Origin of the sequence: Streptomyces sp. NPDC021093, from assembly GCF_044333135.1 — a bacterium.
Lineage (GTDB): Bacteria > Actinomycetota > Actinomycetes > Streptomycetales > Streptomycetaceae > Streptomyces.
The window spans coordinates 345,458-358,399 of record NZ_JBIRQJ010000003.1 but is presented as its reverse complement, the minus strand read 5'-3'; the positions used below and the strand labels follow the sequence as shown (position 1 = coordinate 358,399).

5 protein-coding genes are annotated in these 12,942 nt (G+C 71.7%); all 5 read right to left on the bottom strand.

All coding sequences use genetic code 11. The features are described 5' to 3' along the window. The 5 genes from ACH4SP_RS10475 to ACH4SP_RS10455 all read right to left on the bottom strand — a co-directional run bounded on the left by ACH4SP_RS10475 (position 1) and on the right by ACH4SP_RS10455 (position 12,839). Complete coding sequence (locus ACH4SP_RS10475; protein ID WP_398412715.1) at positions 1–1,092, bottom strand: hypothetical protein; 1,092 nt, start codon at positions 1,090–1,092, stop codon at positions 1–3. Between the two features lie 417 nt (positions 1,093–1,509). Then, positions 1,510–3,333 (bottom strand): aldehyde dehydrogenase family protein, encoded by a 1,824-nt coding sequence (locus ACH4SP_RS10470; RefSeq protein WP_398413523.1) that lies wholly within the window; start codon positions 3,331–3,333, stop codon positions 1,510–1,512. 20 nt (positions 3,334–3,353) lie between these two features. Further along, positions 3,354–4,289: an SDR family oxidoreductase gene (locus ACH4SP_RS10465; protein ID WP_398412713.1), complete on the bottom strand. Its 936-nt coding sequence runs from the start codon at positions 4,287–4,289 to the stop codon at positions 3,354–3,356. Positions 4,290–4,303: 14 nt separating this feature from the next. After that, positions 4,304–5,542, bottom strand: a complete 1,239-nt coding sequence (locus ACH4SP_RS10460) for an FAD-dependent monooxygenase (RefSeq protein WP_398412711.1) — start codon at positions 5,540–5,542, stop codon at positions 4,304–4,306. Between the two features lies 1 nt (position 5,543). Continuing rightward, entirely contained in the window at positions 5,544–12,839 is a 7,296-nt protein-coding gene (locus ACH4SP_RS10455; RefSeq protein WP_398412708.1) for an amino acid adenylation domain-containing protein, read from the bottom strand. Between the last annotated feature and the right edge of the window lie 103 nt (positions 12,840–12,942).

Here is a 12,942-nt window from a genome sequence, read left to right as displayed (position 1 = left end):
TCAGCCTCCCAGCCGTTCGCTCATCAGGTTCGGTTTCGAGCCGTAGATCTCGACGGTTCCGAAGGACAGCAGTGACTTCCCGGCCTTCGCCAGGGCCCGCGGTGCGACGTCGATCGCGTTCGTGCGCCTGAGGCCGTAGGAGAAGGCGGTACGCGTCCCGTCCGCCCCGTCCACCCGTGCGTACTTCGACTGGAACGCGCGGTCGCTGCGCACCGGCAGCCACAGCGCGCCGTCCGGACCGCGCACCACGGCCCCGGCGTATGTGTCGCCGCCCAGCGGTGGGTAAGTGGTGCGCCAGGCGGGCCCGTTCCGCGTCATCAGGTAGGTGCGGGCCACGCCCTCGGTGTACTGGCTGCCGGTGATCGTGACCCGGCCGGACGGTTCCAGCAGGATCGTGTGCACGTTGCTGTTCGGCGGCAGCGGCACCTTCGCGTCCCGCCACGCCGTGCCGTCCCCGCGCAGGACGGCGGTCCCGGTGCCGGTGTCTCCCCAGGCCCAGACGTCAGTGGCGGTACGCGCGGTGATCCCCAGCAGAAAGTGCACGCCGTCAGGGACGGACTGCGCGGTCCAGCCGGACCCGTCGTAGTGCAGCACCTTCAGCCCGGTGTCGTCCTCACCGACCACCCACGCGGCGCCCGGGACCGCGGTGAAGTCCTGGTAGGTCCACAGGGTCTGCGGCAGCGGGACGGCACTCCACCCGCCCGCCGACCGGCGCAGGATCTCCCCCGCCCCCGCCCGGTTGTGGAAGATCCACGTCTCCTCGCCGACGAACCGCACCTTGCCGAGCCGGCCCGGCTCACCGGCGCCGGGGAAGGTGGCGTCCCGGCTCCAGGCGGCGCCGTCCCACCGGTACAGCAGGGGCCGCAGTCCATCGGCCGCGTGCTCGTACCCGGTCGCCCAGGCCTCGCCCGGACCGCGGGCGGCGAGGTCGGACACGGTCACCGGCGGGGCCGCGGCCGGCACGGGCAGCACCGACCAACTCCGCGCCACAGGTACGGGCACAGGTGCAGGTACCGCCGACGACACAGCCGGCGGCACCACAGCGGCACAAGCGAGCACAAGACAGACAACAACCGCACGGAGACCGTTCACGAGACCCCCAGGGCACGAAGGTCGCACAGGCTACTGGCGTTCAACCACCCGTGAACAGGCGGCATTCGGCCGACTACCACTCCGGCTCCGGCTCCAACTCCGGTGGCACCGGCTCCCGCTGGAGGCCGCCCTCGCCATAAATCCCTCGCGCCGCACCCGCTCACCGTCCTACGGTGAACCCCTCCCCAAAGATCAACTCCAGGCCTCCGTGCCTGCCGTTGGCGACGTCTGCCACAGGGCACGCAAGACACTCAAGACAGGAGCACCACCGTGAATCCGCTGCATCCCGAGCAGTTGCACCATCTGCACGCCGACCGCTGCGCCGATCTCCACCTCGGGTCGGGCGCCCGCGTTCCTGAACCGGAACAGCGCACTCGGCGGAGGCTGCGCAATCGACTGCGCACGCTGGCCTTCGCCTTAAGACCGTGACGGTTCCGCCGCTCGGGTGCGCGGGCAGGGCGAGCCCGGGTCCGCGTTCCCCGGCGGCGGCCCGTGGCGCCGTACCTGTGCCCAGTGGAAGCGGCCGGTCACGAACGCGGCGTCGCCGTAGACGGTGTTCGCCGCCGGATTGGCACCCGCACCGTGCAGATCCGAGTAGACCGCGGACTGCGAGAGGAACCGCGCGCCCGTGAAGTTCAGCGAGAGCGGGGCTCCGGCCTGGGCGCAGATCTCCTCCAGTGCCTCCGCCACCTCCGCACGGACGGTGTGCGCCCCGACCACCAGGGCGCCGCGTTCGCGCAGCGTGGAGTCCAGCACCTCCATGCCGTGCGCCGTCGATTCGACGGCCACGGCGAAGTAGACGGGCCCGAACCACTCACGGGCGTAGGCCGGTTCGGCCGTGTCTCCGGACGCTCCGGCGTCCGCCTTCACCAGGACGGGGGTACGTACCACCGCGCCCGGGTGGTCGGGATGTGCCATCGCCGACGAAGGCAGGGCCACCTCGCCCAGCTCGCCCGCCGAAGCGCGCTCCACCCGCTGCAGCACTTCGGGTCCCGACAGCGCGCCGAGCAGTTCGCCCGCCTGCGCGGGGTCGGCGAGCAGGTCCCGTACGGCCGCCCCGAGGTCGTCGATCACCTGGTCGTGGCTCTTGTGCCCCTGGTCCGTGGTGATGCCGGTGCGGGGAATCAGGAGGTTCTGCGGGGTGGTGCACAGCTGGCCGCTGTGCAGGCAGAGGGTGAAGGCCAGGTTGGCGACCAGACCTGCGTAGTCGTCGGTGGAGTCGATCAGGACGGTGTTGACGCCGGACTTCTGCGCGTACACCCGTACTTGGCCCGCACCTCCACGCGGCCTCTCCGGACGCCCGTCAGGCATCTCCACACCCCCACACGGCCTCTCCGGACCCCCGTCAGGCATCTCCACACCCCCACGAAGCTTCTCCAGCCTCTCGCCCAGCGGCGCGGACCCCGTGTAGTCGATGATCCGCACCTCGGGGCGGGCGGCGAGGGTCAGTGCGGTGTTCTCGCCCGGCCGCTCGGCCGCCAGCGCGATCAGATCCGGGCAGAACCCGCACTCCGCCAGTACCTCGCGGGCGGTTCGGACCGTGAGTGCGAGCGGCAGCACCGCGCGTGGATGCGGCTTGACCAGTACGGCGTTGGCGGTCGCCAGTGAGGCGAACAGCCCCGGGTACGCGCTCCAGGCGGCGAAGACCGAGCACCCGATCAGCAGGCTGACGCCGCGCGGCACCGGGGTGAAGGTGCTGCCCGGGGAGCCGCAGGGCAGGGGCACCGCCGCGGGCAGCCGGGTCTGCTCCGCGTAGGCGTGCGCGACCGCCTCCAGGCCGTGGTCCTGCGCATGCGCCGCCCCGACGTGAAAGGCCATCAGCCGGCCATGACCGCCGGTGTGCTGGGCGGCGAGGGCGAACTCGTGGCTGCGTGCGTTGATCCGGGCCAGGATCTCCAGGCAGACCGCCGCCCGCACCTCCGGCCCCGCCGCCCGCCATGCGGGCTGGGCAGCCTGCATGGCGGGCAGCAGTACCGCCGGGTCGGCGTGCGGATAGCGGATGCCCAACTCCGGCCCGTACGGGGACACTTCGCCCCCTTGGTCCGGACTCGGCCCGACGTGGCCGTCGAGTCCCGGCTGGCCCAGCTCCAGCGGCTTGCCGAGCAGCGCGCGGAAGGCGGACTCCCCTTCGACCCACGCCCCCGGACCGTAGCGGGCCGGATCGTCCGGGTACGGCGTCCACTGCTCACGGGTCCTGATGGCCGCCAAGGCCTGTTCCAGCAACGGCCGGTGACGGCGCATCAGGACGTCGAGATCCACGGTCACACCTGGGGCGCTGCGGCCGTGACCGGTCGCAGACGGTGGTCCAGCGCGATGTCCGGGAGGGCCCGGGACAGTACGGCGGACAGCCAGGCGTCGGCTCCGACCCGGTAGCGGGTACGGGGCCGGGCCGCGCCCAACGCGTGTGCCACGGCGCGCGTGAACTCCTCGGGCCTGGTCCTGCTGGCCCGCGCCTGGTCCACGTGGGCGCGCAGGAACCGGCCGAACGTGGCCCGGTACAGATCAGCGACGGCTTCCGGCGACCCGGCGAGCATGTCGTTCCCGGCCGTGGACGCCTTGTCCCAGATCGGCGTACTGATCGCGCCGGGCTGGACCACGCTGACCCCGACGCCGTGCGGCCGCAGTTCGCGGCGGAGCGCGTCGCTCAACGCCTCCTTCGCGAACTGGGCCGACGCGTACGCCCCCAGGTAGGGGACCGCGACGTTGCCGAGTCCGGACGTGATGTTGACGATCCGGCCCCTGGCCTCGCGCAACAGCGGCAGCGCCGCCTGGACCACCGAGAGCTGGCCGACGACGTTGGTCTCCAACTGCCGGCGCAGCTGCGCGGGCCGCACGCACTCCAGCGGTCCCGAGACGCAGATCCCCGCGTTGTTGACCAGCCCCCACAGACCGGGCGGCCCGGCCGCCCCGTCGGCGCTCTCCGCGAGCTCCGTGGCCTCCGCGATCTCCCCGACGGCTGTGCGGACCGACTCCTCGTCGGTCACGTCCAGCCGTACGGGGTGGATGCGGCCCGCCGCGGTCCCGGCGACGAGCCTCTCGCCGTCCTCGGCGCGGCGGACACCCGCGAACACCCGGAAGCCGGCCCGAACCAAGTGCAGCGCGCAGTCCCGGCCGAGCCCGGAGGAGGCACCGGTGACCAGCACCGACCGCCCCCGCGGAGAGACGAATCCGCCGGTCCTCGCCTTGGTTCGGAGCATGGTCGCCCTCCTCATTAGGTGGTTGCGGGGAGGGGGAAGGTCATGGAGTCCGTCTGCTGCTCCACCAGCGTCCGGTGCGGCACCGTACGGAAGTATTCGTCGCGCTCCGCGCACGCCTCCGGGGTCTCCACCTGCTCGAAGTCGCTCAACGACCGGGAGGCCGCGACCAGTTGCCTGGTCCGCTCACGGCGGGTGTCCTCGTAGCTGCGCAGCCCGCTGACCGGGTCGGTGCTGTCCCGCAGGCTCTGCGCCAGCACGACGGCGTCCTCGATCGCCAGTCCCGAGCCCTGGCCGAGGCTGGTGAGCATGGGGTGTGCGGCATCGCCGAGCAGCGTCACCGGGCCCTTGCCCCAGCGCTCCAGGAAGACCCGGTCCCGCGAGGGCACGCCGAGGATCTTGTCCTCGGGGGTCTGCAGGATCGCCTGCTGCACCTCGTCCGCCCAGCCCTCGTAGGCGCTCAGCACCTGCTCCTTGCCGCCGGGGCCGCCGCGCCAGTCGGCCGATTCGGCCGCGGGCATGTTCTTGGTGCCCCACCAGTAGGCGTTGCCGTGGCCGATGTCGATCAGACCGAAGCGGCGTCCGCTGCCCCAGTAGTGGTGCACCGAACCCGTGGTCATCCGGGGGTGCTCGAAGGGGATGATGCCGAGCCAGCAGATGTAGCCGCTGTCCTTGTGCGGTTCGGGGCCCGACTGTTCGGCGTCGGCCCCTTCGGGGCGGACCAGCTCGCGGCGGATCGCGGAGTGGAAGCCGTCGGCGCCGATGAGCAGGTCGGCTTCCGCGTGGCTGCCGTCCTGGAAGGTGACCCGTACCCCGTCACCGACGGGCTCGAAGCCGGTGGCGACGGCGCCGAGGGCGATGGGCACGTCCCCCGCCGCCGTGAGGAGGGCGGTCTGGAGGGCGGGGCGGCTGATGCACACGCTGGGCGCCCCGAGCCCCTCGATGACCTCCGCGATCGGCAGCGACCTGATCAGCTCGCCCTGGTGATTCCTGATGTCGTACGACTCCAGGGTCTGCCCGTACTTCTCCAGTTCCAGGTCGATGTCGAGGGAGTCCAGGGCGGCCAGCGCGTTGCTCATCACCGACAGACCGGATCCGGCCGCCTGCAGCTTCGAGGCGCGCTCGAAGACCTGGACGTCGATGCCGACCTTGCGCAGGGCGACGGCGGCGGCGAGGCCGCCGATGCCGGCGCCGATCACGATGGCCCGGGTGCGGCGCCCGTCCTGCCGCCGGGTGCCCGACTGGTTCGCGGTCATGTCACTTTCCTCCGTTTTCGGTGTTACGGGTATCGGTGTTACGGGCGCTGCCGGCCGCGTCCGCGATGTCCGCGACGGTCTTGGCGACGAGCTCGACATAGGGCTCTTCCATGATGGTCAGGTGGTCGCCGGGCACCGCGACGACGTCCAGCACGCCGCTGGTCAGCGCCCGCCAGCCGTTGGCCGGGTCGGCGTGCAGGCTGCCGATGGCCCCGTGCATGGAGCGCAGCACCTCGGGCAGTGGTTCGGTGGCGCGGATGAGGGTGAAGTCCAGCTCGCGCTTGTCGGGGCGGTAGGCGGCGGTGGCCTGCCAGTTGGCGGCGTACACCTTGAAGAGTCGGCGCACGATCGAGCCGTTGCTGCCCGCGGGCAGCACCCCTTCGTCCACGGACAGCTGGGCGATGAAGTCGAACTTCTCGTCCAGTGTGGTCAGTTCCTCGGGGATGACCTCCATCGGCGAGTCGCCGCCCCGGCTCAGCCACAGCAACTCCCAGAAGAACCAGGCGAGCAGGCCCTCGTCGGAGTAGGTCTCGCGCCGTCCCTGGTTGAGTGCGACGGTGTCCAGCATGATCATGCTGGACACTTCCTGTCCGGCGTCCTGGAGCTGGCGGGCCATCTCGAAGGCGGCGAAGCCGCCGAACGACCAGCCGCCGATGGTGTACGGCCCCTCGGGCTGCTGCTTCCGCATGGCCGCGATGTACGACGCCGCGATCTCCTCGACGGAACCCAGCGGTTCCGTGCCGGGGTCGCTGCCGACCGCCTGGAACGCGTACAGCGGCTGGTCTTCGGGGAGGTGCTTGGCGAACGGTACGTAGCAGAGCACGTTGCCGCCCATGGGGTGCACCAGGAACATCGGCGGGCGGTCGCCGCCCGGCCTGATCGGCACCAGCGGCTCGAAGGTGGCCGTCGCGTCGCCGCTGCGCAGCCGCTCGGCGAGGCCGGCGACCGTGGGGGCGGCGATGAAGCCGGAGAGCGGGATGCCGACGCCGTAGCGCTGCTCGACCGAGACCACGAACCGCATCGCGGTGAGCGAGGTGGCGCCCAGGTCGAAGACGTTGTCGTGCACGCCGAGCTGCGGGACCTGGAGGAGGTCGCGCAGGATCTCGACCAGGCCCCGCTCGTACGCGTCCCGCGGCTCGGTGGTGTCGCGCGAGGCGGCGGCGGTCAGCGGCACCCGGCGCAGCGCGGCGTCGTCGCGCTTGCCGCTCGGGGTCCAGGGCAGGGCGTCCAGCCACTCGATGTGCGACGGAGTCATGAACTCCGGGAGCGTCGAGCGGAGTTGCTCGCGCAGCCGGGTCAGGTCGGCCCGCTCCGGGTCGCCGACCAGGAAGGCGGCGAGGAAGGCGTCGTTGCCGTCGCGGCGGCGGGCGACCACGGCGGCCTCGCGGATGCCGGGGTGGTCGGACACCAGGGCCGTGATGGCGAGTTCGACCTCGGCGGGCTCGACGCGGAAGCCGCGGACCTTGACCTGGGAGTCGGCGCGGCCGACGCAGACGATCTCACCGCCCGGCAGGGTGAATCCGAGGTCGCCGGTGCGGTAGAGCCGCTCGCCGGGGAGGGTGGGGTGCGGGACGAAGCGCTCGTCGGTCAGGTCGGGGCGGCCGAGGTAGCCGTCGGCCAGCGCCGCGCCACCGAGGTGGATCTCTCCCTTCACCCCGGGAGGGGTCGGGCGCATCCGGGCGTCGAGCACCACGGCCAGGGCGCCGTCGATGGCGGTGCCGATCGGGGGCAGGGCGGGGAAGCCCGCCGGGTCCCCGGTCATGGAGTAGCGGGTGACGACGTGCGACTCGGTGGGCCCGTACTGGTTCTCCAGGATCATCCCGGGCAGTGCGGCGCACAGCCGGCGGATCTCGTCGGTGACGCGCAGCTGCTCGCCGGACGAGATCAGCACGCGCAGGGCGCGCGGTGCGATGGAGAGGCTGTCCGCGGTCTCGGCGAGCTGCTGGAGCGCGACGTACGGGAGGAAGACCCGCTCCACGCCCGCGGTGTCGATCAGCCTCAACAGCCCCGGCATGTCGCGCCGTTCGGCCTCGGTGACGATGTGCAGGGTGCCGCCCGAGCACAGCGTCGAGTACAGCTCCTGGAAGGAGACGTCGAAGCTCAGCGGGGCGTACTGCAGGGTGCGGGCGCCGACGGCGCCGCTGTCCACGCTGTTCTGCCAGGCGATGAGGTTGGCGAGCGAGCGGTGCGGCATCGCCACGCCCTTGGGCGCGCCGGTGGAGCCGGAGGTGAACAGGACGTAGGCGGTGGTGTCGGCCGCGAGGACGGCGGGCAGTTCCACGTCGCGGTCGCCGTCGTCCCCTTCGGCCCCGTCGGCGAAGAGTTCCTCGGCGGGCAGCAGGAGCGAGGCGTCGGCGATCAGGTGTGCGTGCGCGGCCTGCGCGACGACCCTGAAGGGCTCGGCCTGGTCGAGCATCGAGGTGAGCCGCTCCTGCGGGTACCCGGTGTCCAGCGGTACGGCGGCCGCTCCGGCCTTGGCGATGCCGAGGGTCACCGCGACCGCCTCGGGCGACCGGTCCATGGCGATGCCGACCAGGTCTCCGGGGCGTGCGCCCAGCGAGACCAGCCGACGGGCCACCCGCCCGGCCCACCGGTCCAGCTCCCGGTAGGTCAGGTGCTGCTCGTGGAAGACCAGGGCGACGGACTCGGGCGTCCGGGCGACCGTGTCGTCGAAGAGCCGCACCACATCGGTGTACGCGCTGTCCGCGACGTCGTCCGCGCGCTGTTCCGGTGCGGGGGCGAGGAAGGCGAAGTCCGGCTTCTCGTCGGGGTGTTCGACCACTCGGCGCAGGATCCCGGTGTAGGCGTCCGCGTACAGGGCCGCCTGTGCGGGGGTGAGGGAGCGGCCGTCGCCGTCTATGCGCAGCCGGATGCTCTCGTCGGTGGGGTCGCTGATCGCGTTGACCAGGAGCTGGAAGTTGGTCTCCTCCCAGGTGCGGAAGGACTCAAGGGCCACGTCGGGCAGGTCCAGGACCTCGGCCAGCTGATGGAAGTGGACGTAGTTGAAGGCGGTCTCCACGACGGTGTCGCCGCCCCGGTCCTCCTGGATCGCGCTGAGCGGGTAGCGCCGGTGGGGGTGGCTCTCCTGCTCCTGCCGGAAGAGTTCGCGCACGGTCTCCAGCCAGGTCTGCGGTGCGGCTGCCGCCCGTACCGGCATGGTGTTCAGAAAGAGGCCCACCGTGCGCTCGCCGCCGTCCTGTTCGGGCCGCCCGTGGGTGACCAGGCCGGTGATCAGGTCCCCCGCGCCGGTGAACATCCGCAGGGTCAGGCAGTGTGCGGCGAACAGCACGGACTTCAGGGGGACGGCATGGGTGCGCGCGAAGGCGCGTACGTCGCGGTTCAGCGCTTCGGGCACGTCGACATGGTGGACGACCTGGGCGTCGCCGCGGGGCGGCTCGGCCGGCCGGAAGGCGTCCAGGCGGAGCGCCTCGGCCCCGTCCAGCTTCTGCCGCCAGTACGCCGCGTCGGCCGCGGACGCGAGGGAGCTCCGCTCCTCGCGCACGTGGTGGACGGCCGAGGGGAAGGTGCCCTCGGCGACCGGGCCGATACCGGCGCCCAGGTGGTGCGCGTAGTCCTGGAGGAGTTCGCTCAGCAGGTTGGCGACGCTGCCGCCGTCCAGGATCGCGTGGTGGAAGCTGAACACCAGCTCCACGGTGTCGGGGCGCAGATGGGCGCGGAAGAGGTGGAGCGGGGCCTGCTCGAACGTGTAGGGGTGGTAGCGCCGCTCGTCGATGTGCGCGCGTACCGCGGCGGCGGCGGTCTCCTCGTCGTACTCGCGCAGATCGGCGATCTCCAGTCCGCCGTGTGCCTGTGCGTGGATGATCTGCAGCGGCTCGGAGAAGCCGGCCAGGTCGAAGGAGGAGCGCAGCACGGGGTGCCGGGCCACGAGCCGGTCGAAGGCGCGGCGGAAGGCGGCCTCGTCCCAGCCGATGCGCAGGGTGTACTGGAAGACGTCCTTGTAGACGGCCGAGGTCTCGTGCTGGCGGCTGTGGTAGAGCAGGCCGAGCTGGAGCCGGGTGAGCGGGTAGGCGTCCTCGGCGCCTTCCAGGCGGCCGCGGTCGACGCTGGAGACGAGGGCGAAGGGGGGCAGGTCCGGCTCGGGTTCGGCGGGTTCGGAGGCGACGGTGGCCAGGGCCGCGAGCCGTGCCACGGTCGGGTTCTGCACCAGGTCGGTCAGGGAGAAGCGGATGCCGCGCGCCTCGGCCCCGGCGCGGATGCGCAGGCTGAGGATCGAGTCGCCGCCGAGCGCGAAGTAGTCGTCGTGCACGGAGACCCGGTCGGTCTGCAGGACGTCGCGCCAGATGGCCGCGAGCGCCTCCTCGGTGGCGTTGCGGGGGCCCTGGTCGGGGGCGGCCTGGTGCGCGGCGGCGTTCGGGGCGGGAAGTGCCCTGCGGTCGGCCTTGCCGTTGGGAGTGAGCGGGATCGCGTCGATCCGCAGGAAGTGGGTCGGGACCATGAACTCCGGGAGGGTGCGCAGCAGTTGGGTGCGCAGCACGGCGGGGTCGAGGTCTGCACCGGTGGAGTCGTCGGCCACGTAGTAGCCGGCCAGGAAGGTGCCGCGGGCGGGCGTGGTGTGGTCGATGACGACGGCGGCGCGGACGCCGGGCACCCGGGCGAGGGTGTCCTGCACCTCGCCGAGTTCGACGCGGTTGCCGCGGATCTTCACCTGTCCGTCGATGCGGCCGAGGTACTCGACGGTGCCGTCGGCCAGCCAGCGGGCCAGGTCGCCGGTCCGGTAGAGGCGGCCGGTGCTCTCGTCGTCCTCGTCGTTCCCGTACGGGTCCTGGATGAACTTCTCGGCGGTCAGCTCGGGCCGGTCGAGGTAGCCGCGGGCGACCTGGACGCCGCCGATGCACAGCTCGCCGGGTACGCCGACGGGCTGGAGGGATCCGTCCGCGCTCAGGATCCGCAGCCGGGTGTTGTCGACGGGACGGCCGATCGGGATCCGGCCGACCGGCTGTCCGGGTTCGGTCGGGCAGTCGTAGTACGAGACGTCGACGGTGGCCTCGGTCGGGCCGTAGAGGTTCACCAGCCTGGGCGCGGGCCTGTCGGCACGGGCGAAGACCTCGGCGAACTGCTCGACGACGGACGGGGTGAGCGCCTCGCCGCTGCAGAAGACGGTGTGCAGCGAGGCGGCGTCGTCGAGCAGTTCGGGCTTGTTGTCGAGCAGCTCCAGGAAGGGGCCGAGCATGGAGGGGACGAAGTGCATGACGCTGACGCGGCGTTCGGCGATGGTGCGCAGGATCTCCTGCGGGTCCTTCTCGCCGCCCACGGGCAGCAGGGCCGATGCCGCGCCCTCGACGCCCCACCAGAACAGCTCCCAGACGGAGACGTCGAAGGAGATCGGGGTCTTCTGCAGGATGACGTCGTTCTCGCCGATGGGGTAGCCGCGCTGCATCCAGGCGAGCCGGTTGACGACGGAGTGGTGCTCGACCATCGCACCCTTGGGCCTGCCGGTGGAGCCCGAGGTGTAGATGACGTACGCGAGGTTGCGGGAGGTGGCGACCGGCTCCGGCGGCGCGGTCGGTCCGGTCAGCAGGCTGTCGAGCACGACGGTGGGCTGCGTGGCGTCCGTCGGTCCGCCCGCCGGGCCGGTCAGGACGACCTTGGCGCGGCTGTCGGACAGCAGGTACGCGATGCGCTCGGCCGGGTAGCCGGGGTCCACCGGGACGTACGCCCCGCCGGACTTGAGCACGCCGAGGACGGCGACGAACATCCGCGGGCCGCGCTCCAGGAGGACGGCCACCCGGTCGTCGGGGCGTACACCGCGCTCGCGCAGGGCGTGCGCGACCTGGTTGGACCTGGCGTCCAACTCGGCGTAGGTGAGGGAGTCCTCGCCGTCCGCCGCGTACACGGCCACCTGGTCGGGGACGAGTGCGGCGCGCTCCTCGAAGAGGGCGTGCAGGGTCTTCCCGCTCGCGTACGGCACGAGGGGGCCGGTGCCGAAGGCGGTGACCTTCTCGCGCTCGGCGGCGGAGAGCAGGGGGAGTTCACCGGCGGGCGGGGCTGCCTGGTCGAGGCCGCCGACGAGCAGTGCCTGGAGGTGACCGGCCAGTGCCTCGGCGGGATTGTCCGCGTCGAACACGTCGCGGGCGTAGTTGAGATCGACCTGGAGGTCGGCGGAGTCCTCAAGGGCCCGGACGACGACGGCCAGGGCCTCCTGGTCGTGCGGCTGGGCGATGAAGGCCACGTCGCGCCGGATCCCGTCCAGGGCGGCCGGACGGGGATAGCGCAGATAGGAGAGTGTCACGTCGAAGAGCTGCCGGGAACCGGATTCGCCGACCGGCATTTCACGCAGCGCGTCACCCAACGGAAATCGCTCGTACTTCTGGAGTTCACGGGTCGCGCTCCGTACGTCGGTGGCGACTTCCCGCAGGGTCTGTCCGGGTGCCGTACGTATGCGCAGCGGCAGCGTGTTGGCGAACTCGGCGACCGTGGCCTTCTCTTCGTCCGTACGGCGATTGAGGAGCGGTATCCCTATCACCGCTTCCTCGGTGCGGTGGACGCGTGACAGATACGCGCCCAAGGCCGCGGCGATGTAGGCGAACGGCGAATTCCCGCCCTGCTTGATTCGCTCGACGACCTCGCCGGGAATGGTGAAAGAGGTTGCGGACGAGGGGCGTTCACCGCTCTTGCGCTTGCGGCCGAAGAGCGCGGGGGTGAGGGTGGCGAGCGTCTCGCGGTAGTGGGCGCGGCCCTGCTCGTACGCGTCGGACGCGCGGTAGCGGGCCTCGTCCTCCAGCGCCGCGAGGCTGGACGGCGCACCGGCCGGCGCGGTCGGCTCCTGGCCCTCGGCCACCTGCCCGATCTGCTGGTAGTCGGCGGATATCTGGTGGCTGAGCTGGTTGAGCGCCCATCCGTCGACCAGGAGGTGGTGGGCCTTCAGATGGAGGGTGACCACGGAGTCGCTCTCCTTCAGGAGCGTCGCCTCGAAGAGCGGAGCGTTCCTGAGGGCGAATCCGCGGACCAGGGTGCGCCCGAGCCAGGCGCTGCTCGCGGCCGCCGGATCCGGTCCGGCCGAGAAGTCGACGACGGGTATTCGCGCTGTTTCGCCGACGGGTTCCTCGTCCGCCAGCCACTGCACGGGAGTTCCATCGGCATCGTCGAAGCGCAGCCGGAATGCGTCGTTGGCGCGCAGCACCCGGCCGAGGGCCGAGCGCAGCGCCTCGACGTCCACTTCGCCTTCGAACCGTTCACACATGACGGCATTGAACTGAGACGTTCCCGGCGCGTAGAGCTCCGCCGTCCAAATATCGCGCTGATAAGCGGTCAACGGGTAACGACGGGGGAGCACCATCAGGGTTTCCTTCCAGCGGAGCTTGGGGAATTTCCGGGATCTTCCGGGGCCCAACCGAAGCTAGTTCAGGAGGTGCTGCGCACTCCACTACATCAACGGGTAG

Excerpts from the sequence above, each read along its gene's own strand:
- ACH4SP_RS10455 (WP_398412708.1), bottom strand. The coding sequence starts at position 12,839 with ATGGTGCTCCCCCGTCGTTACCCGTTGACCGCTTATCAGCGCGATATT.
- ACH4SP_RS10470 (WP_398413523.1), bottom strand. The coding sequence starts at position 3,333 with ATGCGCCGTCACCGGCCGTTGCTGGAACAGGCCTTGGCGGCCATCAGG.
- ACH4SP_RS10460 (WP_398412711.1), bottom strand. The coding sequence starts at position 5,542 with ATGACCGCGAACCAGTCGGGCACCCGGCGGCAGGACGGGCGCCGCACC.
- ACH4SP_RS10465 (WP_398412713.1), bottom strand. The coding sequence starts at position 4,289 with ATGCTCCGAACCAAGGCGAGGACCGGCGGATTCGTCTCTCCGCGGGGG.